The sequence below is a fragment of the Hephaestia caeni genome (genome assembly GCF_003550065.1).
Lineage (GTDB): Bacteria > Pseudomonadota > Alphaproteobacteria > Sphingomonadales > Sphingomonadaceae > Sphingomonas > Sphingomonas caeni_A.
On sequence record NZ_QXDC01000002.1, the window covers coordinates 1,610,941 to 1,634,923 of the forward strand.

Below are 23,983 nucleotides of genomic sequence, written 5' to 3' on the forward strand. Positions count from 1 at the left end.
CTAATATGGAGGGCCAGAAGTTCGTCGTGTCATGGCCGTCATGCTGAACTTGTTTCAGCATCCATTCCTCCCCATTCGGCGTCATCGCTTGCGGCACGATGGACCCTGAAACGAGTTGGCGTTTATCCCCTTCAGATACGTACTTTCATTCACCACCCCGGCGAAGGCCGGGGTCCAGCATCGGGCGGCTCGCAACTGGGCCCCGGCCTTCGCCGGGATGGGAAGAAGGAGGTAATTCGGCGCTTACGTATCCGAAGGGGATAGTCGCCAAACAGGTTCAGGGTGACGGCTCTGGATTGTGGCGAACTTCAGTTCCAGGTGATTAGTCGCAGTCGGCGCACCGGCCGCGCACCTCGATCACCGGGCGCTCGGGCGAGAATCCCGCCGCCTCGGCGGCATGGCGCACGCCGGCGGTCACCGAATCGTCGTCCAGATGCACCGTCTGCCCACACACGTCGCAGACGAGGAAGATGCAATCGTGCAGGCACCCCGGATGCGCGTTGGCGATATAGGCGTTCGAGCTTTCCACGCGGCGCACGAGGTTCGCGGTCACGAACAGGTCGAGGATGCGGTAGACGCTGTTCGCCGCGACGCGCCGCCCTTCCGATTTCGATACCGCCTCGGCGATGTCATACGCGCTCGCCGGCTTGTCGAATCCCGCCAGCGCGTCGAAAATCCGGGCGCGCATCGCGGTCCATTGCTCACCCGAACGCTCGAGCGTCGCCTGCGCGGCCTGGGTCAGCGCGGCGCCGTGATGCTCATGATGATCGTGCCTCGGCATGAACGGAATTTAGGGTGCCGCGGCGTCCACGGCAAGTCGGACGAGGCGGGTTCGGAGTCCGTTTGAGAAATCGCGAATGGGCGATTTTCGAAGCGGCACCGAAAGACGCATTCTCAAACCAACTCTCAGATCACCGCGCGGCGATTGAGATCGTGGCCGAGCGCGAGCACGCCGACCCCGATGACCGTCCAGATCGCTTCCATCCCGCCTTCGTGCGGCAGCGTCAGCGCGCCCGCCATCATGCCGAGCCCCAGCGAGCCGACCGCCAGCGGCATCATATAGCCGTGGATCAGCGCGCCGCGCCCCAGCGCGATCACGCCCAGCCCGATCGCGAGCGAAAGCCCGACCTCGTGATAGATCGGGTCGAGCAATACCCCGCCGGCCGAGGCGAGCAGCGCCAGCAGCACCGCGCTCGCCAGGCAATGGACCACGCACAGCCCCGACAGGCCGATCGCCAGGCGATCGATGTGTACCGACAGCCATTGCGTCCAGGAGCGGAGGGCGTGAGTCATCGGCAGCGATATGGCACGATGCGCACGAGGTTACAATATATCATTTGCTCCGATCACAACTCGGGTCACAACTCGGGTCACAAATGGCCATGACGGGTGACCGCAAAATAGCTAGGCACGATAACCATGCTGCAAATGTCCTCCGCCGTCGCCGAGTCGCGTCCGCGCGCGCTTGCCACCTGGTTGTTCGCGGTCGCCGGGCTGATCGTCCTGATGGTGATCGTCGGCGGCATCACGCGGCTCACCGAATCGGGGCTATCGATCACCGAGTGGAAGCCGATCAGCGGCATCATCCCCCCGCTCACCCACGCCCAATGGGTCGCCGAATTCGAGAATTACCAGCGCATCCCCGAATATACCGAGCTTAACCGTGGTATGACGCTCGCAGGGTTCAAGGCGATCTTCTTCTGGGAATATGTCCACCGCCTGCTCGGCCGGCTGATCGGCGCCGCCTTCGCGCTGCCGCTGATCTGGTTCTGGCTGCGCAACCGCATTCCGGCGGGCTATGGCTGGCGGCTCACCGCGCTGCTCGCGCTTGGCGGGCTGCAAGGCGCGATCGGCTGGTGGATGGTCACCTCCGGGCTGTCGGTGCGCACCGACGTCAGCCATATCCGGCTGGCGGTGCATCTCGTGACCGCGCTCGTGATCCTGTCGGGCATCGTCTGGACCGCGCTCGACCTGCTGGCGCTGCACGCGAGCCCCCTCGCCCGGCCCGCGCGGCTACGCCCCGTCGCCGCCGTCGCGCTGCTGCTGCTGTTCGCCCAGATCGTGTACGGCGCCTTCACCGCCGGGCTCGGCGCCGGCTATGCCTTCGCGAGCTGGCCGCTGATGGGCGACAGCCTGTTTCCCGCAGGCGTGCCGATGCTCGATCCCGGCTGGACCAACGCGATCGACAATCCGGTCGTCGTCCAGTTCATCCACCGCTGGCTCGCCTTCGTCGCGGCGGCGGGGCTTCTGGTGCTGGCGCTCAAGGCAAGGGCGGCCGGCACCCGCTGGCCCGGCGCGGCGGTGCTCGGGCTCGTGGTCCTCCAGATCGCGCTCGGCGTCGCGACCCTGCTCAGCGGCGTCGCAATCGACATCGCGGTCGCGCATCAGGCCAATGCCGCGTTGCTGCTGATCGCGACCGTCGCCGCCGCGCACGCGATCGGGCGGCGCGCATGACCGATATCGCGCTGGTCCGCGTCACATTCGACACCGCCGCCGAGGCCGATCGGATCGCGCGCCACGCGATCGGCGAGCGCCTCGCCGCCTGCGTCAATATCGACCGCCCCTGCACCTCGATCTTCCGTTGGCGCGACGTGGTCGAAACCGCCGAGGAAGTGACCGCGACCTTCAAGACGACGATCACGCTGGCCAGCGCCCTGGCCGAACGGATCGCGGCGCTCCACCGGTACGACCAGCCGGTGATCGAAAGCTGGCCGGTGGCGGTGGATACGGCGGTCGCGCAATGGATCGACGACGCCACGCACGCCTGACTCAGCCCTCTGGTATCATAATACCCGCTCGCTAACCCGCACAGCCGCTTGACTTCCGGCACGCACCCCGTATTAGCCCATCCGTTCGCGCCGTCCCTGCTGGGCGGCGCGCGTCGTTTCAAGCAAGAGGTCTAGGCCCCATGAAGGCGCTGATGAAGACCACCAAGTCGGTCAAGCCGCACGAGGTGGAGAAGAAATGGCATATCGTCGATGCCGATGGCCTGGTGGTCGGTCGCGCGGCGACGATCATCGCCAATGTGCTGCGCGGCAAGCACAAGACGAGCTTCACCCCGCACGTCGATTGCGGTGACAACGTCATCGTCATCAACGCGGACAAGGTGCGCTTCACCGGCAACAAGCTGGCGGGCAAGGTCTATTACCGGCACACCGGCTATCCGGGCGGCATCAAGGGCGTCACCGCCGGCAAGATGCTCGAAGGCCGCTTCCCCGAGCGCGTGCTCGAAAAGGCGGTCGAGCGCATGATCCCGCGCGGGCCGCTGGGGCGCCAGCAGATGCGTAACCTGCGCATCTATGCGGGTACCGAGCATCCGCACGTCGCGCAGAACCCCGAAGTGCTCGATATCGCGAGCATGAATCGCAAGAACAAGGTGGGCAAATAATGTCCGACAATCGTCAATCGCTTTCCGATCTGGGCGCAATTGCCGGCAGCCAGGAACAGGCACAGCAGCCCGCGACCGACACCGCTGCCACTGCCGAGGCGCCCGCTCCCGTCGTTGCCCAGCCGGTCACCCCGCTCCGCGAGCAGGAGATCGACAAGCAGGGCCGCGCCTATGCCACCGGCCGCCGCAAGGATGCGGTCGCGCGCGTCTGGCTCAAGCCGGGCTCGGGCAAGATCGTGATCAACGGCCGCGACCAGGAAGTCTATTTCGCGCGGCCGACGCTGCGCCTCGTCATCAACCAGCCGTTCGACGTGGCGTCGCGGCAGGGCCAGTATGACGTGGTCTGCACCGTCAAGGGCGGCGGTCTTTCGGGCCAGGCCGGCGCGGTCAAGCACGGCATCAGCCAGGCGCTGACCCGCTATGAGCCGGCGCTGCGCGCACCGGTCAAGGCGGCGGGCTTCCTCACCCGCGACAGCCGCGCGGTCGAGCGCAAGAAGTACGGCAAGGCCAAGGCGCGCCGCAGCTTCCAGTTCTCGAAGCGCTAAGCTGGAACCTAAGCTTAAACGCTTGGAAATTAAGGAAAAAGGGGTCGGAAACGGCCCCTTTTTTCATTTACACGTTCTTACACGTGTCGCGCTGAATTGCGCTGCCGTGGGTTAGCGAAAAACACGTTCTTAACACGTGCGATTACACGTGTTCTGGTTTTGATCGCGAAAATCAGCGCGCAGCTTACGGATTAGTCATCTTTACACGCAAGGATGGCTAAATGACCCAGGCGCAGAAAAAGCAACATCAAGAGGACACGATCAAGCTGCTTGACGGCGCAATCGTGCTTTACAAACGCGGCGATCTGCAACGCAAAGCATCGTGGCAATGCCGCTTGGAGCTTGGCGGCGGGAAGCGCACGCGAAAGAGCCTGAAAACGAGCAACCAAGCTGTGGCAGAACGGCTTGCGATGGATCTCTACACGCAGCTTAAGGGGCGCGTTGCTGCTGATCTTCCCATCACATCAACATCGTTCAATGATTTTTGGGATACGCGATGGCTACCGTATGTTGAGAAGAACCTATCTCAGCATCGCTACAAGCTGCATAAAGGGGCAGGCGAACTTTACATAAAGCCTTATTTTGCCAACTGTTTCCTTGACGCCATAAATGTCAACAAGGCTGAAAGCTACGTAGATTGGCGACGAGATCGAGGCACAAAGCGGCCATCAAAAAAGACACTTACGATTGAGCTTGGATTAATCAGGCAGGCACTGGATCGTGCAGCGCGATGGAGTCTAATAAAGCCCATACCCAAAATTAAGATGCACGCGCTTGCTAGTGACCCCAACAGAGAGCGGCGATACGGCTTTACGGCTGAGGAATGGCTTAAGCTAGCGGAGCATATGGAAGGCTGGCAATTTGAGGGTCAGCACGATCTTCATAGGCGACAAAGACAAATAGTGCGTTGTTTAATATGGTTTTACTATTTGACTGGCATGCGACCACGGGAAGTGCAGTTATGTAAGTGGGATCATATAAGTTGGACCCCAAGTAATCTTGCAAAAATTCAGATACAGAAACAAACTAAGACAGGGGAGAGATTGTCTGTAAGTCAGCCAAACTTAAAGCCATTTCTCAACGAGCTAAAAAAGCTTAGATCTGCTGAGAGTGACACGGCAGAAGGACGTAAATGGTTATTCAAGCGCGGCTGGGACCCTTCGCATACAATACGTAATCTTTTTAAAGAATGCGGCTTGTTGAAAGGTCCAGATGAACAAAATCGAACAGCTTATAGTTTGCGGCATACGTACATCACAGACCGCTTGGTGAACGGGGTGGCGCCAGTAGATATTGCTCGCAACTGCGGTACGTCTGTGGTTCAAATCCAGCGACACTACGACCACGTTTTGCCAGATGATCGCATTCCTGAACTAACGCAGAATCGTGCATGGGATGCTGCGACGATTATTAACGCGCTCAGATTTGCAAATTCAGGTCCAGCAGCAACGATGAGCGAAGAGGAATGGGAGAAACTGGTGCTGGATGCGCTCGCGAAACAGGATGCTGAAAAGATGGGCGCTTAGCGCGCGCTGTCGCACTGTCTGAGCGCCTGAAGCGGGTTTTGGAGCAGTCAGGCAGCGCGACAATGTTCCTGGCGCTGTCTGACGCTCAAAAAAATGCCCACCAATTTTAGGTGGGTATTTTTCGTGCACGCTGGCAGCGGGTATCACGGCTTGGCAGCAGCTTTCGCTTTGCGCGAAGCGGCCATAGCTTGACCACGCTTCTTTGCGTTGGCAGCGAGTTCAGCAATCTGCGCATCGAATTCTCCATTCAACACGGCTTCCTTGATCGCTGCATACACGCTTTCAAACTTGTCAGCGGCAGCGACGAATTGCGTGTCGCTGCCAACAAGTCTGAGGGCGCGATTGCCATAGCGGACGCAGAAGCGAACTTCGCTACCTTTCTGAACGATTGCAGGGCGCTTCTTGATGCTTTCATCATTCTTGAAGGCGGCAAGTGCAACGTCCATTCCGTTTGCGATACGTTCAGCGGGGTTCATCTGGACAGCAGCGGACTTGAATTCCATGCTCTGAGCGGCAGGCTTTATAGCGGTCTTCCAATTCACGGCCATAACATTTCTCTTTCCAATCTTTAGCACTGAGCAACGATCTATTTTCGTCGTTCATTATGTCGATCTCAGAAGCGAAAAATCAGACACGGCTTGCGGCTTAGGATTGACTGATTGCGCGCAGTGCATTCGACGAAAACGGCAACGGTAGAGATTGGACGTGCGACAGGAATATAGGGACAGAACGGGCAAGCTGCTTGGCTGGCGAATTCAATCAGCTAGGCGCGTTTGTGGTCATATTCATACGGGTGCGTTGATTGGCTGGTATGATACAGTGACAAACGAGACGAGGGATCAAGCAGGTAGGCTTGTAGGCAGAGGCGATATGCTGGCCACGCTGATCGTCAGGTAACATTGGATTTGCGAATGCGCAGGGCCATTTTCGCACTGGCCTGCAACGATTTTTTAAAACTAGGTCGCTCATCAGATTTTTTCAGAATGAACGGGTTCAGTGCCAATTTTGCACCGCCAAATTTGCGTGAGACGCAAATATGTCATTTGTGTAAAGTTCAGGCCGATATATTTTTATTGCGATTGGCATCACTGCTGCATAGATTCTTAATTCTGTAAACCTTGGGGGAATGTAAGTGACGAGAAAAAAATTCATCAGGATTTTTATTGTTTCCTTTATTCCCCTACTCATTTTGGGATTTGTTTTCGCAAAAACGGTCGCTACTTACGATCCATATGCATATATAACTTGTGCGCCATTCCAGTTGTCTGGTGTAACTCTAGATGAAAATTGCAGGAGCGTGGGAGACCCAGATGATCCTCTCCACAAAAGCGTACGTAGCGAGCATCCATCGTGGTTTGATATCATGGAGCCACGCTATGATGCGGATGCGCCGCTGCATAACTTCATTGCAGGATCACAAAGAATAATAAATCAGATAGAGATTGTTGATGCGAGTCCGTTCTTTGGATACGGAAAAGACGTTGCTGGATATATGAAATCCCTGACGGGAAAAAAGGCGATATTGCAGCTTGGAATTCCAGGGAATGAGAGATCGGTAATAATCGATAACGGAATTAGCTCTCTATACTGCAACAATCTGAATTTCGAAGATGCTCCTGGTCTGTATATGTCGCAATGCTATGGTAATGGATGGGGAGGTCCAATAGTATATCATGTATCAGATTTAGATAGACCCAAAATGGACGAACTAAAATCGGCAATAGAAAAAATTATCTCGGAAAGAGAGGGTGATTATTTTCTATACAGAATTATAATGTATCCATTATTCATATATGCCTTCTTATTAATATCACTTCTGATATGGATTTTTCGCAAGGCAGTTCGTTTCGTTAATTCTGATTAAATTTATGGCTACAAGCAGGAGAGGAGCATATATGGCGACGCTGGATGAGCTGCTTAAGCAGAAAGACGACCTTGATAAGAAGATTGAGGCGGCACGCAGCGCAGAGCGTGCGAAAAGCATTTTGGAAGTCGTCGCAATGTGTGAGCGCTACGGTATCAAATATGCTGACCTCAAACCACATATGACAAAGCAGCGCGCAAAGCGGGGCGGCAAGGCAGCGGCAAACAGCAGCGCAGTTTGAAGGCGTTTATTGCGTGAGCGGTGAGAGTGATGCACGCGCAGCAAAGCTTCGTGTTCTGTTAGGACGGCTGCAAGACGGGCAGCACGTTCAAAACCGCGAGATGCGTAAGGCATTGGGCGATAGCGCATATGCGGAATTTGAAAGCGCATGCCGTGAGCAATTGGAATTGCGAAAACAGCTTAAGGATAAGCCAGACGAAATTCGCGATTATGAGGCGAAGCTTAAGCGGGCGATCTTTTTTGAGAACAGGGCGAAAGCATTACGTGGCAAAGGTTCGCAGGGTGCGAGCAAACTTGCACGAACTGCGGAAACGGCATTTGAGCAGCTATATGAAAAGTTGGACGAGATTATCAGCGCAGATCGTGGACTGAGTGGTTGGTTTGACCGTGAGGTGGGGCGTGATGCGTCAAATGCTTCAGACCTGTCATCAATTGATGCTCCACGAGTTGTCACGGCAAAGAGTGGCAGCGGTTATGCAAGCGGGATACGCAGCAAGCGCGATACCAAAATTGCGGCCATTGAGCACGAAATCGATCGAATTGAAAATCCAGTTTCAGATGATGAGTTGCAGGACGATATGCAGCGGCGATTAGAAAGGTTGTGGGCGCGAAAGTCGTAAACGGGTAAACACTAACGTGACGGCGAAAAACCGTGCAGCGAATGTCACATTTAGGTCGATTTTCAGCTTTTGCGACATCAGACGGGTTGGGTCTTAGAACCTATAGTGACGGTGGAACATGATCGTAGGCTATGCGCGTGTCAGCACAACAGGCCAATGCTTGGATGTGCAGTTGAGCGAACTTGCTGCACAGGGATGCGAACGCATCTTTGAAGACAAGGCGACAGGCACAAATTGCGAACGCGCTGGGTTGATAGAGATGATGGGCTTTGTGCGTGAGGGTGATACGATCATCGTCAGCAGGCTTGACCGTTTTGCGCGGTCGCTGAGCGATCTGTTCCAGTTGCTAGATCAGCTTGCGGTCAAAGGCGTTGCGTTTCAATGCGTGCATCAGAACATAGATACGAGCAGCAGCACGGGAAAGCTGACGTTGGCTATCCTGGGCGCCGTGGCAGAGTTTGAAAACGATCTACGACGCGAGCGACAGCGCGAAGGCATTGCAAAAGCGAAATCCAACGGAATTTACAAAGGACGTAGAGCAACGGTTAGTGCTGAACGCGTGAAGGATTTGATAGCGAGCGGCACAGCGATCAGTGAGATTGCGCGGCAGTTAGGTTGTCATCGTCAAACGGTTTACCGTTTAGCGAAAGCGTGATGCAATTTACTATGTAAATAATTTTTCCAGATGGGTTTTCGGCGCAGATAATTAAATTTCGAGAGAGCTAAATATATTCGTGAAGCGCACAGCGTTGCACACAACATATGCTGCTTTTGAGAAAACACTTGCTGGGACTAAGACCAGATGGATGAGCGCGCAGCACGCGAACGTGAAGACGAATTGGTCATATGACGGCGGTAGCAATCATACGAATTTAGAAATGCGAATTTTTCTAGGCCTTGGAACAAGGCTCAATGGCACACGTAAAAATGCAATCCCAAGATGCAAGCTCTGGCTGTTCCATTGTCAACTTGCACCCATACAGCGAAATTTTGGAAGTTCGTTGTGTGGCACCGTTAGGGCGTCAGCGATGACGCGGTAAAACATCTGAAAACAAGTCAATACTAACCACTTGGCTGCGTAACAGCAGCGATGCTTCCAAAATGCGTGCAGTCCCAAGTTCAACTCAGCGAAAGGCGTTGCAAATTTTACTCTTCGTTCTGCAGAGCAGAGCGGGGGGTAAAAAGCGATTGAAACCCAGTTAATCTAGCGAAGGCATTCATCAACGCATCAAGGAACGTCGAGCAAAAATATCAGCATCAAGACGCAAGCGTTGGCGCAGAGCGCGAACGCACAGCGCTTGGTGCTGTAAATTGTGAGGACGTTAGGTTGCGTAAGCGATAGCGTAGCGCAAGCTATCATCTTTCCAACTAACATCGTAAAAAATCAATTCGACGCAATACAGAGAATCCGTAAATTTCAAATATGAGATGCGAAATTTCCGTGCAAGATTTGCTGGATCACGTCGCGGAATTTCTAGATTTAGACGATCGATTTTGGAATTCGTACCAAGGCAGATTTGAGTGGTGTGGCAGGCAGGTAAATTTTCGTAAGGATGGCGACGTGACTTTCGTTGTCTTGGACGGCGAAGTTTATGCAGTTCCGCGTTTCTGAGAGGCGGCAGTGTAGGTGGCGTTATGGCGCTCCTGTTGCTTTTTTCGCGCTTTCTGACGGTCCTTGACGTTCTGTAGAGCTCGCTTGGCAACATCCACTTGGCGTTTCTTTGCTGCTACGAGAGATTGCTCAGGTGTTAGCGGTTTGCGTGTCTGCTTGGGCTTGCGTGGCTTGATAGTATTGAATTCGTAAAATCTCATATCGTATTTATATGCAACGGTGATCTGGTGCTGTGTTTTGGCATCTACTGAATTCTGGGGGCGATATGAACGATGCTGAACGGGCAATATCTTTGAAGCTTGGAGAGATTGCGAAGCAGGCCGCGAACATACAAAAATCGCTTGATTTGGGGATTGTTAAGCAGGCGCAGGAAGCTGCGAAGCTCACGAAATCTCTCAATCTTGATGCGATCACGGAGGCAACGCAGCGTTTGCGATCTACATTTGTCGAGCCGCAAGTGCTGAAAGGCATTCAAGATACAATGGTCGTGCGGCCATTTTTGCTGCCATCGTTTACAACTGTGATTTCTGATTGGCAGCGGAATAGTCAGGCGATTGCTGAGAGCGTCCAGTCAATAGGAAAAGTTTGGCAGGCTACGGTGCAATCAAGTTTAGCACCGTTTCAGCAAGTATTTGCACGCATTGCGGAGGAGCGGAAGAAGGCTGAGCTTGTTGAGCAAACGGGCTGGTTGCCGCATTATACGACGCCGTTCCATCTGATCGATGTGCAAGAGAGCGACATAGCGGCAGCTAATGAGGCGATCGCAAAGCATTATGCTGAGGCTTGGGATGAGGTCGAGGACCAGTTTTTAGAAAATCTGGATAGCTATCAGATTGATAATGAAGCCAAGGCAACGTTCAGAGAGGCGCTGAGCGCGCATCGTCACGGTCTATATCGTGCTGTCCCAAGGACGCTTTTCCCAGAGATTGAAAGGGTGGCAAGCAACGAAATATACGGCGGCAAGCGGACGATTACTGAACAGACGCCCAGAGGAAAGCTGAAGGCGTTTGGTATAACGAGTTTGCCATGCGTCAGTGAGGCGGCACGTGGTCTGCCAGCAGGCGAGTTGCTGTCTTACGAGTTTGGGATGAACTTATTTACCAAAATGGAAGAGCATCTCTACGCGCGCGTTGGAGAGGATGCAGCGGAGATTTCCAAATTTGCGAATGATCCAGTGCCTAATCGTCACGCATCGTTGCACGGCATAATATCATATAGCAGCAGGCAAACGAGTTTAAACGCTTTGATGATGACGGACTTTATGTTTCATCTTATCAGTAGAATGAAGTCATACATCGCTGATGAAAGTGGGGGCGATGGGGATGGCGAAGTTGCTGCAAAGGAAAATTGAGTGCCTTACGCAATATGCAATGCGGCTGTTGATTGGGCAGCGACGGGAACGATGCTGCAAGGCATTGGCACTGTTGGCGGTGTAGGTGCAGTCGTATGGGCTGCGATCAAAGGCGCCAACACATTTGATACGTGGCGTAGGCAAAAGCTTGTAGAGCGCAAGCTAGACCAAGCTGAGCGAATTCTGACAGCAGCATACAAGGGGCGTCGTGCGCTGGGGTATGTGCGTGGCGTAATGATGTGGGGGCACGAATTGCACGCGGCTCAGGAGCAGATGAAGGAAAAGGATGGCTGGGGAACGCAAACTGAAGCGCGGCAAAAGCGTCTGGTAACTGCTCAAGCTTTCTACAACAGGATCAATCGCACAAAGGATGAGCGCGAGGCGCTTGACCAGTGTCTTCCAATGGCACGAGCGCTATTCAGCGAGGAACTTGAGCAGGCGATTGAGAAGCTGAACCATCAATTTTGGATGGTGCAGGTTGATGTCGACAGCTACGTTGACGACGAAGGCGGCACAGACGCTGAATTTACGAAGAAGCTTCGTCGTGGAATGTATGCGATCAATCCACCAGCAGGCGAGGTTAATGAGGTCACGGAAGCAATGGAAGTTGCTGTGGCGACGATTGAACGGATTTGCTTGCCAGTTTTGCGTTTGGAGGCGAGTGCAGCGGCGGGCTAGGCCGTTACACGTTTCTTGCACGCAAAATTCCCATTCATTCTAATGTGCTGATAAATAGTAAGAAATTTTAGGCCCGATTTAGCGAAGCGCTAAGCCGATCGAGATCGAAAAGAGGGCGGTGCCGGCAACGGCGCCGCCCTTTTTCATGTCGCGCCAAACGCGCCAACGATCGGGAACGCACCCCCGGCGACTCGGCAGTGAACGCGGCGGTTGCCTGCGCGCGGCCCGAACGATACGGCCTCGTTATGGCCGGCGTACCACCTCATCTTGTCGAAACCTGGGTCAGCGGCTGGGCACGGGCGCGGGGCACCCCTCCGCCCGAGCGGCATCGCGACGGCTTCCGCGTCGAGGTCGGCGCCCCCGATCAGCGCACGCGCTATGTCTTCCCTACGGTCTCGGCGACGCTGACGCGGCTGGCCGAGGACATCCGGCTTCCCGCCATCCATCTCAAGGTCTGCGCGCCGCCGGAGACGGTGCGCGTGCTCATACCGCGGCGTTGGCGCCTCGATGCGCCGCGCACCTTCATGCGCCGCGAAACGATCGCGCCGGCGCCCGCGACATTGCCCGACGGCTATCGGTTGGAACGGGACACCGTTGACGACATCGACAATGCCCGCATTCTCGCTCCCGACGGCAGCATTGCCGCCGCCGGCCATGTCGTCGTCATCGACCATAGCGCGATCTACGACCGTGTCATCACGCAGGAGGAGCATCGCCGCCTCGGGCTTGGACGGGCGCTGATGGCGGCGCTCGACCTCGCGGCAGCCGAGCGCGGCGCACAGCGCGGCCTGCTGGTCGCGACCGAGCCCGGGCGAGCGCTCTATGAAGCGCTCGGCTGGAAACCCCTCGCGCCCTATACGAGCATGATGATCCCGCCGCCTCGCACGCAATCGCGATGATGAACGCCGGCCTCAGAGGCTGATTCGAAGTTCGGCCCTGGCCCACTCCCCCACCCGGCCACCCAACGGCAGTATTCTATGGGTGGCCGGGTGGGAGAGCGGGCCGGCGCCGAATGATCCGAAAATCCGCCTTCGACGGAATGTCGGATCAGACATTCAGAGCCGGATGAGCATCTTGCCCGTATTGCCGCCGCTGAACAGATCGAGGAATGCCCGCGGCATCGCCTCCAGCCCGTCATGGATAGTCTCGCGCGCATCGAGCTTGCCCGCCTGGAGCAGCCCCGCCATGTCGCGATAGAACTCGTCCATGCGCGGAAAGAAATCGATCACGATGAAGCCCTGCATCCGGATCCGCGCGCCGATCGCCCGCGCGAGATAGCGCAATCCGGTCGGCCGCGTGTCGTTGTAGATGTCGATCATACCGCACAGGGCGAAGCGCGCGCGTTCGTTCGCGACGGCGAGCGCGGCATCGAGATGATCGCCGCCGACATTGTCGAAATAGACGTCGATCCCGTTCGGCGCCGCCTTGCCCAGCGCCCGCACCAGATCCTTTTCGGCCTTGTAATCGACCACCGCATCGGCCCCGAGCGATGTGACCCAGGCGCCTTTTTCCGCGCCGCCCGCCGAGCCGATCACCGTCATTCCCTTGGCTTTGGCGATCTGCACCACGGTGGAACCCACCGCGCCCGCCGCGGCGGAGACGAACACGGTATCGCCCGCTTTGGCCTCGGCCACCGCGAGCAGCCCGAAATAAGCCGTCATCCCTGGCATCCCGAGCTGGCCGAGAAACGCTTGGTCAGACACTCCGAGTTGGGGCAGCTTCTGGAGCGCGGCGGCAGCCACCACCGCTTCGTCGCGCCAGCCCTCCATGTGCAGCACCCGATCGCCCGCGGCGATGCCATCGGCGCGGCTTTCGATGACTTCGCCCACCGCGCCGCCCTGCATCGGCTCGCCCAGCGCATAGGGCGGGACGTAGCTCTTCACGTCGTTCATCCGTCCGCGCATGTAGGGATCGACCGACAGCCAGCGATTGGCGACGCGAACCTCGCCATCGGCAAGCGCGCGATGCGGCAGATCGATCAGTTCGAAATTCGCTTCGACCGGCATTCCCTGCGGCCGCGACGCCAACGCCCACGCCTTCGCCATCGGCTCTCTCCCGTAATGTTTCGGCTCCGATCTAGGCTCATTAGTTGCATTGTGCAACTTGCTTGCCGTGCCCGATGTCGCGTCGTCACAATGATCGCAGAAGGCGTGTTGCATCGCCCGGCACATGAAGCTACAGGCGAGCGTCCCCGGCCCGGCCGGGGCGCTTGAGGGGCGGGGCCGTAGCTCAGATGGGAGAGCGCTGCAATCGCACTGCAGAGGTCAGGGGTTCGATTCCCCTCGGCTCCACCAATCAGGCCGACACCGCTTGATTGCCCGCCCTTGAAGGTGATCGCGGAAAGCGATCCCCCGGTTCCGCCAGCCGCTACCGGGCGTCGGTGATGACCGGCGCTGCGATACCGACATTGACGAACCACTGCCGGTTGGCCGCGCGGCGCTGCTGCACCACGTGTTCCTGCATTTCGAACATCCCCGGCAAAAGGTCTCTGGCCGGCGTCGCGCTTTTCGCGAAGCGCATGTACGCTTGGCTCTCCGAATAGGCCTGCCACATTGGCGCGTCAGGAGCGGCTGGCGCTCCATCCCGGGCGAAAGCCACCCAATAATCCATCATCACGTGCGACAATCGCTGCTCGTGCGGGCCCTCGGGCCGCGGCCAGTTCGGGGGGAGCGCCGCATCGCTACCGATCTGCCCGAAAACATAGGGTAGCTCGCTGGCATGAAACGCGCAGAGATCGCGCGCCTTCGTTGCGGGGGCGCAATGGTCGAACAGATAGAGATAGGCGGGCATTCCGGCCTCGCTCTGCTTGCGGATCATGCGCTCGGTCGCCCAGCCGTAGATCGCATCGCGCAACGTCGCCAGCATGCTCTCCTCGATGTCCGATGCAGGATAGAGACGCAGGAATTCAGGTGCGAGATCGCCGTAGCGCCGGGTGATCGCGGCCTCATATTCGGCGGCGCTCGCGGGTGGCTTGGGCAGGAACACGCGCTGCGAGCGAAGCTCGCCGCTGTTGAAGCCCGCGAGCAGCGGCACGCGCGCCTGTTCGCCGCGATCGAACGTATCGATCACCTGGCGCGGCAGCACATGGCCATCGATCGTCCCTTGTGGGGCAAAACCGGCCTTGGTTGCGGCAACCGTCAGCGTCTCGCCGTCCATCGCCCGCAGCGCGCCCAGGTCCAACGCTCCCAACCGCCGCGCAAGGTCGCTGCCGATCGTCTCGGCGGAAGGCAGGCCATATACGCTGTGACCGAGTTCGGGCACCGCGCGCGTGTTGGCGCTTTCCATGATCGCCTTGTCGAACAGCCCCCGCGCGAGCGGGCTGGTCAGCAAATAAGTCACGCTGAGCGCGCCGGCCGATTCACCCATCACCGTCACGTTGGCGGCATCGCCCCCGAACGCCGCGATATTGTCGCGTACCCAATGCAGCGCGGCGATCTGATCGAGCAGCCCGTAATTGCCCGACGCGTGATCGGGCGATTCGGCGGTCAACGCCGGATGCGCGAGCCAGCCGAGCACGCCCAGCCGATAATTGATAGAGACGAAGACGATGCCGCGCCGCGCGAAAGTCGCGCCGTCGTAGATCGGCTCGGCACTGCCCCCGATCCGCAGTGAGCCGCCATGAATCCAGACGATGACCGGGGCTTTCTCCGCATGCTCGGGCGCCCAGACGTTGAGGGTCAGGCAATCCTCGCTCATCGCCGCCGGCGGATCGGCGTAGAGGCTCGTCGCGGGCACCGGCGGTTGCAGACAACTCGGTCCGAAGCGGGTGGCATCACGCCTGCCCCGCCAGCGCACGGGCGGCGCGGGCAGTTTCCAGCGGCGCTCGCCGACCGGCGGCGACGCGTAGGGGATGCCCTTGAAGATGTGGAGTCCCGGTTCGACAGCCCCTGAAAGCGTCCCCTGTGCGATCGTCACAAGGGGCGGACCAGAAGCGCGGGCCGGCGTGAAGATCAGGAAGGCGACAACCGTGCTCGTCAGCACGGCGCGGGCAAACGAGCTGATCGATCGCATTATCATCGCGCATTCCTCGTCCTGATCATCGGCTCGGTTGCCAGCCGTCCGGTCTGAACATAAACTCTCATGCGAGTTAATATCAACGCCGGATCGATTGGCGGCGGGAGAGGGATTATGACAATGCCACAGGCCAACCGGCGGCAATTCGTGATGGGTTCCGCTACCCTGCCTCTCCTTTCCCTACCCGCATCGGCCGGAGCCACTATCGCGGCATCGATCGAGAGCGATCTTCACCATTATGTCGGCTTCGGCAACAAGCAGGCCGGCGGCACGGGAGACAATGATTGCGGCGATTGGCTCGCTTCGGCGCTCGAGCAAGCGGGGTTCGCTATCGAGCGACAGGCGGTATCGGTGCCCTGGTTCGCGCCGGATCGCTGCGAGATTGCTGTGGATGGCGCGCGCACAACGCTGTGGCCGCAACCGATCGTACGGTTGACCGGCGCGGACGGCCTTTCGGGCCCGCTGGTGCGCGTCGATGCGGCAGGCAATGCCGCGGCCCCGCTCAAGGGCGCGATCGCCCTGGTCGATCTGCCGTTCGGCCGCTGGTCGACCGCGCTGGCCAAGCCGATCCGCACGCCGATCGAGGCGGCGTTCGCGGGCGGCGCGCGCGCGGTGGTTGCCGTCACCAACGGGCCGACCGGCAAGATCATCGCGCTCAACACCGATGGCCGCCAGCCGATGTTCGCGGGGCCGGTCACGCTCATGGCACCCGGCGATGCCGCCCCGTTCTTCGCCGGGGCGATGCGCGGCGTGCGCGCGACCTTGCACCTCACCGGCACAAGCGGGCGGCGGCCCGCGTTCAATTTCGTCGGTCGCATCGATCGGGGCAAGCGTCGCTGGCTGGTCGTCTCGACGCCGCGATCGGGCTGGTTCACCTGCGCGGGCGAGCGCGGTGGCGGGATTGCGGCGTGGCTGCACCTCGCGCGCTGGGCAAGCCGCAACGCGCCCGATCACAACCTCGCCTTCGTCTGCAACACCGGCCACGAATATGAATATCTGGGCGCGGAAGAATCGCTCAAGGAGATGGCGCCCAAACCGCAAGAGACCGCATTCTGGCTGCATCTCGGCGCCAACCTGGCAGCGCGCGACTGGCACGACGCCGTCGGCGAGATGACCCCGCTTTCCGGCACCGATTCGCAGCGCTACCTCGTCGTCAGCCCTGCGCTGCTACCCGAAACGCGCATTGCGTTCGCGGGGTTGGCGGGGCTGGAATCGCCGTACAGCAGCGACCGGATTTCCGCCGGTGAACTGACCGGCATCATCGCCGCCGGCTATCGTTCGGTCGCGGGCGTCTTCGGCATCCACCGCTTCCACCACGTTGCCGAAGACGACGCACGCTGCCTCTCCACCAAGGCCGTCACCGAAACCACCGCCGCCTTCCAGCGCCTCGTCGAACACGCGCTGAAAGGCGGTTGAGGCGCGCGCTACGCGTCGATCTTGCGGCGGAAGGTCTCGGGCAGGAATAACAGCCCCACCACCACCGTCATCGCGGCGACGACCACAGGATACCAGAGGCCGTAATAGATATCCCCGGTCGCCGCGACCATCGCGAACGCGGTCGTCGGCAGGAACCCGCCGAACCAGCCGTTGCCGATATGATAGGGCAACGACATCGACGTGTAGCGGATGCGCGCGGGGAACAGTTCGACGAGCATCGCCGCGAGCGGGGCATAGGCCGACGTCACCAGCATCATGATCGCGATGATGATGATCACCACCATCGGCTTGTCGATCTGATCGCGATCGGCGGAAAGGGGATAGCCGGCGGCCCGAAGATCGGCTTCCACCGTCTGCTGGAATGCCGCGATCGCGGCATTCTTCGCTTCACCGTCGATCCGCGCGGGATCGGGCGCGGTAATGGCGGTATCGCCGATTCGGATCTGGGCGATCGTGCCGGCGGGCGCACCGACATTGTCGTAGTTCACGCCTTTGCGCGCCAGATAGGCCTTGGCGATGTCGCAACTCGATGTGTCGAACCTGTTTTTGCCGATCGGATCGAACTGGAACGAACATTCGTCATCGTGCGCCACCACGGTGACGGGTGCGTTCTCGACAGCGGCGGCGAGTGCCGGGTTGGCCGCGTGGGTGAGCGCCTTGAACATCGGGAACAGCGTCACCGTCGCGATCAGGCACGAGGTGATGATGATCGGCTTGCGTCCGATCTTGTCGCTCAGCCAGCCGAAGAAGACGAAGGTCGGCGTCGAGATGATTAGCGCGATGACAAGCAGGATGTTGGCGGTCGCGCCGTCGACCTTGGCGATCTTCTCGAGATAGAAAAGCGTGTAGAATTGGCCGGTATAGCCGATCACGCCCTGCCCCGCCGCAGCACCCAGCAGCGCGATCAGGATCATCCGCAGGTTGCGCCAATTGCCGAACGCTTCCTTGAGCGGCGCCTTGGAGGTCGCCCCTTCTTCCTTCATCCGCTGGAAGACAGGACTTTCGGCAAGCTGGAGGCGAATCCACAGCGAGATCGCGAGCAACACGATCGACAGCAGGAACGGCACGCGCCAGCCCCAGGCGGCAAAGGCTTCCTCGCCCATCGCCGTGCGCAGGCCGATCACCAGCAACAGCGCGGCGAACAGGCCGATCGTCGCCGTCGTCTGGATGAAGCTGGTGAAGAACCCGCGCTTGCCGTCGGGGGCGTGCTCGGCGACATAGGTTGCCGCGCCGCCATATTCGCCGCCCACTGCGAGCCCCTGCAACAGCCGGAGCGTCACCAGGATGATCGGCGCGGCGATGCCGATCGAGGCATAGCTGGGCAGGAAGCCGACCGCGAAGGTGGAAAGGCCCATCAGCCCCATCGTGACGAGAAAGGTGTTCTTGCGCCCGACGAGATCGCCGATGCGACCGAAGAAGATCGACCCGAACGGCCGTACCGCGAACCCAGCGGCGAACGCGGCGAGGGCAAGGATGAACGCCGTGGTGTCATTGACCCCGGAGAAGAACTGGCTCGAAATATAGGTTGCGAGCAGCCCGTAGAGGTAGAAATCGTACCATTCGAACATCGTGCCCAGCGACGATGCGATGATGACGAGCTTTTCGCTCTGCTTCGTCGCGGGACTCCTCGGCGATATCTCGTCGCTGACAGTCATGATGGTCCTCTCCTGTCCGGGTAGAGGCGTGCCGCCTTATGGTTCGCGGTCGCGCCGTTTGCTTCGCCTAGCGCGCCACCGCCATTGCCGGCCGGTCGCAGCCGGCGCTCGCAAGCTCGCGCTCGGCCTGCGTGAAGCCGTAGGCGGGCACGATCTCGCCCGCGCGCGCGCCGATCTCGTCCCACGCGGCGGCGACACGATCGGCGGCGGCGGCATCGGTGCCGCCAACATAAGCGCCCTCGGTCAACGTCACGTTGGCGCGCGCGAAATGCCCCCCGCCCGCACACAGGATCGCGCGCGTCGGCGCGTCGTCACCCACCAACGCGAGCAGGCCGGGGCTGACCAGCGCCGGATCGAGCGCGGCAAGCGCATCGGGCGAGAGCACGCCGTCGGTCATCTGCGTCGCCGCGGTGGGGGCGAGGCAGTTGACGCGGATGCCGTATTTCTCCCCCTCGATGCTTAGCGTCTGCATCAGGCCGACGAGCGCCATCTTGGCGGCCCCGTAATTCGCCTGCCCGAAATTGCCGTAGAGGCCCGACGATGACGTCGTCATCACGACGCGGCCGTGGCGCTGCTCGCGCATGATCTCCCAGACCGCCTTGGTGCAGATCGCCGCGCCCATCAGATGCACGTCGACCACCAGCCGGAAATCGTCGATCGCCATCTTGGCGAAGCTTCTGTCGCGTAGGATGCCGGCATTGTTCACCAGGATGTCGATCCGGCCCCATTCGGCCGTCGCGCGCTCAACCATCGCCGCGACCTGATCGCTGTCGGTGACCGACGCCGCGACCCCAATCGCGTCACCGCCCGCCGCCCGGATTTCCCCGGCGACCGCATCGGCGGCGGCAGCGTTCATATCGTTGACGATGAGCCTGGCGCCCAGCCGGGCCAGCAGCAGTGCGTGGCATCGCCCCAATCCACCGCCGGCGCCCGTGACGATCGCGACCCGATTACGCAATTTCATCGCCCTTACCTCCCGATGCTGCTTTCTTATTTCACTATCTAGCGAGTTAATGACTTGGTCAAATAAAGGAGCCCGTTTCCGGTTCAGCCGGATCGTTCACTGCGGCGCTCGGCGCAAATCGCGTGAAAGCCCGCCGCCATGAACCGCGCCATCCGCTGCTTGACCGCTGCGTAGTCGCCGGACTGGCACAGTCCACCCGACAGCTTGTCGATGCGCCCGGTCCGCGCGAGCGTGAGCATCAGCGCGCCGGTGACGAAGTGATAGCCCCAGAAGATGTCCTCCTCCGCGCTGTCGGGAAGCGCCCGTTTGAGCAAGCCGATCAACCGCAGCACGACGGGATCGAAATGCTGGTCCATCATCTTGGCGCCCCATTCGGGGGTATTCGCGACCTGGGCGCTCAACGCGGCGTAATTCTTCCAGCCTTCGCCGCCTTCGATATAGAGATCGAGGTCGGTATCGAGGAAAGCATGGAGCGCGCCTTCAACGGTCGGCTTGCCCCCGGTCGCCTTGTCGTAATCGTTGAGCACCTTCATCCGGCGCTCGCTCGTCACCGCCGCGCGGCGGGCGAACACCGCATCGAACAGCTTCTGCTTGTCGTCGAAATAATAATTGAGCAGCGTGTGATGGACGCCGACGCGCTTGGCGACGTCCTTGAGTGTCACGCCGTACAGGCCATGCCGCGAGAACAGATATTCGGCGGCATCGAGGATCTGCTCGGTCGTTTCCGCGCGGCGTTCCGCCTTGGACAGGCGCTTACTCCGCGGCTTTTCGACTGTCGACACGTGCAACCCCTTCTCTACGCACTACAAACCAGGCCCGGTTCATCCCGCTCGGGCTCATCCGCGGCCATATTCCGATCTCAACCGCATTTTGTCGATCTTGCCCGTCGATGCCAGCGGCATATTGGGAATGCGGACGACGGCATCGGGAATCCACCACGGCGCGACACGCCCGCGGAGCGCCCCCAGCAGATCATCGTCGGCGATCGGATCGTCGCCGCGCATCTCGGCCACCAGGATCGGCCGTTCCCCCCATTTGGGGTCGGCGCGCCCGATCACCGCGACCAGCGCAACTTGCGGCAGGGCAGCGATGATCGCTTCGATCTCCGCGGGGTTGATCCACTCGCCTCCCGATTTGATCAGGTCCTTGGCGCGGCCGGTGATGGTGACGTTGCCGCGCGCATCGATGCGCGCGAGGTCCCCGGTATCGAACCAACCATCGTCGGTCGCGTTCTCGCTGTCGCCGAAATAACGCTCGACGACCGCTGCGCCCCGCACCTTGAGATGGCCTTCGAGCCCACGTTGTTCGGGCAACGCCCGCCCGCCGCTATCGGTAAGGAGCAGGTCGACCCCCACCGCCGGCCGGCCCGAAAGCGAAGCGTCGCGCCCCGGATCGGCAGGCGAAGCCGCCGTGCCGAGCGGCGACAATTCGGTCATGCCCCAACTCGTCTGCACGGTCACGCCGAGCCGCTGCTCAAGCCGCTCCATCAACGCCGGCGGCATCGGCGCACCACCTACCAGAATCCGCCGTAGCGACGGCACGGCGCTCCCGGTCGCCTCGAGATGCTCGAGCAATCCGAGCCAGACCGTCGGCACGCCGACCGCGACTGTCACGCCTTCATCCCGGATAAGTCGCGCCAGCCGTTCGCCATCGGCGTGGCGGCCCGGCAGCACCAGCCTGGCGCCGACGGCGGGCGCCGCGAAGGGCAGCCCCCAGGCATTGGCGTGGAACATCGGCACCACTGCCAGCACCGCGTCCGCTGCGGTGAGGCCCATCACATCGGCCTGGAGCAATCGCAGCGTGTGCAGATAGCTCGACCGGTGCGAGTAGGTGACCCCTTTGGGCGCCCCCGTGGTACCCGACGTGAAACACAGACCGCTGGGCGCGGTCTCGTCGAAATCGCCCCAGACGACATCGGTGCGTGCCGCAGCGATCGCGGGCTTGAGCGCGGCGATCGAACATCCGCGTTGCAGAGGTTGCACGGTCGCCGCCCCGTCGATCATGAGCACGTGCACCACGCGCGGCGCCTGCGCGAGCACCTGCTGCACCAGCGGCGCAAGGTCCGCGCTCGCGATCAGCACCCGTGCTTGTGATTGCACCAGCATCGCGGCGAGTTGCGACGCCATCAGGCGCGGGTTGAGCGTGTGGCACACCGCCCCCATGCCCATGATGGCGTACCAGGCCTCGACATGCGCCTGCGTGTTCCAGGCAAGCGTCGCGACATGCTCACCGCTCGCCACCCCAAGATCGACGAGCACGCCCGACACGCGCTGCGCGCGCGCACGCAACGCCGCATACCCGATTCTATCGACCCCACCCTCGCCACACGCCGTCACCACCTCGGCATCGGGATGCCATTTGGCGGCGTGGTCGATGAATTTGTCGAGCGTCAGTGCGAATGGCTGCATGGCCCCGTGGATCATCGGCACTCCGATGCCTGCGCCGGCAACGGCGGCGCGGCCACGCCGACATTCCAGTTCCACGCAACATCGCCCGCCGCATGGCGGCGGCACATAACCTGTTCGTGAAGCTCGTAATGGCCCGGCAGCAGGCCGGTCGCAATGCTGGGCGCGCCTGCGAAATACATATAGGCTTTCGCGGGCGCGAAGGCCGTCCAGTCGGGCTGGTCCGCAGCCTTCGGCACCGACGAGCGCGCGAACGAGGCCCAATATCCGCGCATCGCCTCGGACAGCTTCAGGTCGGCCGAATAGCGCGGCACCTTCGGCCAACGTGGCGGCATGCGGTCGGTAGTACCGAACACATAAGGAAGCTCGCTGGCGTGGAAGGCGTGCAGCCCGAGGTTGTCGGCCGCGGGATAGCCGTGGTCGAAGATATAGAGATAGGCGGGAACGCCCAGGGCGGCCTGCTTGCGAACCAGGCGTTCGGCCGTCCAGCCGTACATCGCATCGCGCGTGGTCGCGAGCATGCTCTCGTCGAGCGAGGCGGCGGGATAGAATCCGAGAAAGGTGTCGGCCAGATCGCCGTAGCCGGTACGAATCTTGGCCTCATACTCGGCCGCGCTGGCTGGCTTTGGCGGCAGCAGGAAGCGCAACGAGCGGATCTCGCCGCTGTTGAACCCGGCGATCAACGGCACCCGCGCCTGTTCGCCACGATCGAACGTATCGACAAGCTGGCGCGGCAGGATGCGGCCGTCGATCGTGCCCCACGGCAGATAGCCCGTCTTCGGCGCCTCGTTGATCAGCGTCTCGGCATCCATCGCCCGCAGCGCGGCGACATCGGCGGCGCCGAGCTTCGTCGCCAGCGCTTCACCCGCCGCTTCGGCGGAATCGACGCCGAAACGCTTCTCGCGCAAATCGGGAGTCGTGATCATGTACGCGCTTTCGGCGATCGCCTTGGCGAACAGCCCGCGCGCGGCCGGCGACGCCAACAGATACATGACGCTGAGCGCCCCGGCAGATTCGCCCGCGATCGTGACATTGTCGGGATCGCCGCCGAACGCGCCGATATTGGCCTTGACCCATTTCAGCGCTTCGATCTGGTCGAGCAGCCCGTAATTGCCCGACACATGATCGGGCGATTCCGCGCTCAGCCCCGGATGCGCCAGATAGCCGAGCACGCCGAGGCGATAATTGATCGTCACGACGATCATGCCCTCTTTGGCGAGCTTCGTACCGTCGTACATCGCCTCGCTGCCCGATCCGGTGACGAGCGAGCCGCCGTGGATCCACACGAAAACCGGTGCGGCGTTGGCGTGTTCGGGCGCCCAGACGTTGAGCGTCAGGCAATCCTCGCTCATCGCCGGATAGTCTTCGGCATAGATGCTGCCCGGACGCGACTTGGGTTGAACGCACGCAGGCCCGAACGACCGGGCATCGCGAACCCCCTGCCACGGCGCCGGCGGCGCGGGCGGTTTCCACCGCGCATCGCCAACCGGCGGCCGGGCATAGGGAAGCCCCTTGAACACGCGGATGCCGCCACGCGTTTCGCCGCTGACGGTGCCCGCCGGCGCATGGACGACCGGTCGATCGCCCGCCACCGCCATCGGTACGAACGCACCGGCAGCAACCAGGACGGCGCCCGCCAGAAGCCCGCCCGTGGCGCGTCTCAGCTTGTGGATCGGCATCATCG

General features: G+C 60.4%; 23 protein-coding genes and 1 tRNA gene. 14 read left to right on the forward strand and 10 right to left on the reverse strand.

From position 1 onward, the window contains the following. Nucleotides 1–322: 322 nt before the first annotated feature. On the reverse strand, nt 323–781 hold the full coding sequence (locus tag DFR49_RS07485) for a Fur family transcriptional regulator (RefSeq protein WP_119034989.1): 459 nt from the start codon (nt 779–781) through the stop codon (nt 323–325). A 125-nt stretch (nt 782–906) separates the two neighbouring features. Then, nucleotides 907–1,293, reverse strand: coding sequence for a MerC domain-containing protein (locus tag DFR49_RS07490; protein ID WP_119034990.1), 387 nt, complete (start codon nt 1,291–1,293; stop codon nt 907–909). Between the two features lie 126 nt (nt 1,294–1,419). Between DFR49_RS07490 and DFR49_RS07495 the strand changes: the two genes are divergently transcribed. From DFR49_RS07495 to DFR49_RS07515, 5 genes are all read left to right on the forward strand, one after another. Continuing rightward, nucleotides 1,420–2,454, forward strand: a complete 1,035-nt coding sequence (locus DFR49_RS07495) for a COX15/CtaA family protein (protein ID WP_119034991.1) — start codon at nt 1,420–1,422, stop codon at nt 2,452–2,454. Continuing rightward, a complete protein-coding gene (gene cutA / locus DFR49_RS07500; protein WP_119034992.1) occupies nt 2,451–2,768 on the forward strand; it encodes a divalent-cation tolerance protein CutA in 318 nt (105 codons plus the stop codon). The genes DFR49_RS07495 and cutA overlap by 4 nt, the downstream gene beginning before the upstream one ends. A 140-nt stretch (nt 2,769–2,908) precedes the next feature. Beyond that, nucleotides 2,909–3,388 carry a 50S ribosomal protein L13 gene (rplM, locus tag DFR49_RS07505; RefSeq protein WP_119034993.1) on the forward strand — a complete coding sequence of 160 codons (480 nt, stop codon included), beginning with the start codon at nt 2,909–2,911 and terminating at the stop codon, nt 3,386–3,388. Then, on the forward strand, nt 3,388–3,933 hold the full coding sequence (rpsI, locus tag DFR49_RS07510; protein ID WP_119034994.1) for a 30S ribosomal protein S9: 546 nt from the start codon (nt 3,388–3,390) through the stop codon (nt 3,931–3,933). The genes rplM and rpsI overlap by 1 nt, the downstream gene beginning before the upstream one ends. A gap of 221 nt (nt 3,934–4,154) precedes the next feature. Further along, nucleotides 4,155–5,459 (forward strand): tyrosine-type recombinase/integrase, encoded by a 1,305-nt coding sequence (locus tag DFR49_RS07515; protein WP_119034995.1) that lies wholly within the window; start codon nt 4,155–4,157, stop codon nt 5,457–5,459. A gap of 143 nt (nt 5,460–5,602) precedes the next feature. Here DFR49_RS07515 and DFR49_RS07520 read toward each other — a convergent pair whose 3' ends face one another. Next, nucleotides 5,603–6,007, reverse strand: a complete 405-nt coding sequence (locus DFR49_RS07520; protein ID WP_245968282.1) for a hypothetical protein — start codon at nt 6,005–6,007, stop codon at nt 5,603–5,605. Nucleotides 6,008–6,591: 584 nt separating this feature from the next. Between DFR49_RS07520 and DFR49_RS21690 the strand changes: the two genes are divergently transcribed. From DFR49_RS21690 to DFR49_RS07550, 7 genes are all read left to right on the forward strand, one after another. After that, entirely contained in the window at nt 6,592–7,323 is a 732-nt protein-coding gene (locus DFR49_RS21690; protein ID WP_147373667.1) for a hypothetical protein, read from the forward strand. A 31-nt stretch (nt 7,324–7,354) separates the two neighbouring features. Then, on the forward strand, nt 7,355–7,564 hold the full coding sequence (locus DFR49_RS07525) for an H-NS family nucleoid-associated regulatory protein (RefSeq protein WP_170150955.1): 210 nt from the start codon (nt 7,355–7,357) through the stop codon (nt 7,562–7,564). A gap of 13 nt (nt 7,565–7,577) precedes the next feature. Continuing rightward, complete coding sequence (locus DFR49_RS21695; RefSeq protein ID WP_147373668.1) at nt 7,578–8,183, forward strand: hypothetical protein; 606 nt, start codon at nt 7,578–7,580, stop codon at nt 8,181–8,183. Between the two features lie 118 nt (nt 8,184–8,301). After that, nucleotides 8,302–8,838, forward strand: coding sequence for a recombinase family protein (locus DFR49_RS07530; RefSeq protein ID WP_119034998.1), 537 nt, complete (start codon nt 8,302–8,304; stop codon nt 8,836–8,838). A 1,222-nt stretch (nt 8,839–10,060) separates the two neighbouring features. Next, a complete protein-coding gene (locus DFR49_RS07540) occupies nt 10,061–11,146 on the forward strand; it encodes a hypothetical protein (RefSeq protein ID WP_119035000.1) in 1,086 nt (361 codons plus the stop codon). A gap of 51 nt (nt 11,147–11,197) precedes the next feature. Then, a complete protein-coding gene (locus DFR49_RS07545) occupies nt 11,198–11,824 on the forward strand; it encodes a hypothetical protein (protein ID WP_147373669.1) in 627 nt (208 codons plus the stop codon). A gap of 197 nt (nt 11,825–12,021) precedes the next feature. Then, on the forward strand, nt 12,022–12,723 hold the full coding sequence (locus DFR49_RS07550; protein WP_119035002.1) for a GNAT family N-acetyltransferase: 702 nt from the start codon (nt 12,022–12,024) through the stop codon (nt 12,721–12,723). Nucleotides 12,724–12,879: 156 nt separating this feature from the next. Here the strand turns inward: DFR49_RS07550 and DFR49_RS07555 are convergent, their stop codons facing one another. Beyond that, nucleotides 12,880–13,869 carry an NADP-dependent oxidoreductase gene (locus DFR49_RS07555; RefSeq protein ID WP_119035003.1) on the reverse strand — a complete coding sequence of 330 codons (990 nt, stop codon included), beginning with the start codon at nt 13,867–13,869 and terminating at the stop codon, nt 12,880–12,882. A 173-nt stretch (nt 13,870–14,042) separates the two neighbouring features. Between DFR49_RS07555 and DFR49_RS07560 the strand changes: the two genes are divergently transcribed. Then, a tRNA-Ala gene (locus DFR49_RS07560) sits at nt 14,043–14,118 on the forward strand. A gap of 73 nt (nt 14,119–14,191) precedes the next feature. On the opposite strand, the gene DFR49_RS07565 is transcribed toward DFR49_RS07560, so the two are convergent. Next, the gene (locus tag DFR49_RS07565; protein WP_245968283.1) at nt 14,192–15,841 is read right to left on the reverse strand and encodes a carboxylesterase/lipase family protein; all 1,650 of its coding nucleotides are present in this window, start codon (nt 15,839–15,841) and stop codon (nt 14,192–14,194) included. A gap of 111 nt (nt 15,842–15,952) precedes the next feature. On the opposite strand from DFR49_RS07565, the gene DFR49_RS07570 reads away from it, so the two are divergent. Next, nucleotides 15,953–17,254 (forward strand): PA domain-containing protein, encoded by a 1,302-nt coding sequence (locus DFR49_RS07570; protein WP_245968284.1) that lies wholly within the window; start codon nt 15,953–15,955, stop codon nt 17,252–17,254. 8 nt (nt 17,255–17,262) lie between these two features. Here the strand turns inward: DFR49_RS07570 and DFR49_RS07575 are convergent, their stop codons facing one another. The 5 genes from DFR49_RS07575 to DFR49_RS07595 form a co-directional block, all read right to left on the reverse strand. Further along, entirely contained in the window at nt 17,263–18,930 is a 1,668-nt protein-coding gene (locus DFR49_RS07575) for an MFS transporter (RefSeq protein WP_119035006.1), read from the reverse strand. A gap of 67 nt (nt 18,931–18,997) precedes the next feature. Then, nucleotides 18,998–19,894, reverse strand: a complete 897-nt coding sequence (locus DFR49_RS07580) for an SDR family NAD(P)-dependent oxidoreductase (RefSeq protein ID WP_119035007.1) — start codon at nt 19,892–19,894, stop codon at nt 18,998–19,000. Between the two features lie 83 nt (nt 19,895–19,977). After that, the gene (locus DFR49_RS07585; protein WP_119035347.1) at nt 19,978–20,676 is read right to left on the reverse strand and encodes a TetR/AcrR family transcriptional regulator; all 699 of its coding nucleotides are present in this window, start codon (nt 20,674–20,676) and stop codon (nt 19,978–19,980) included. Nucleotides 20,677–20,730: 54 nt separating this feature from the next. Then, a complete protein-coding gene (locus DFR49_RS07590) occupies nt 20,731–22,317 on the reverse strand; it encodes an AMP-binding protein (RefSeq protein ID WP_119035348.1) in 1,587 nt (528 codons plus the stop codon). After that, on the reverse strand, nt 22,314–23,981 hold the full coding sequence (locus DFR49_RS07595; protein ID WP_245968285.1) for a carboxylesterase/lipase family protein: 1,668 nt from the start codon (nt 23,979–23,981) through the stop codon (nt 22,314–22,316). The genes DFR49_RS07590 and DFR49_RS07595 overlap by 4 nt, the downstream gene beginning before the upstream one ends. Nucleotides 23,982–23,983: the final 2 nt, after the last annotated feature.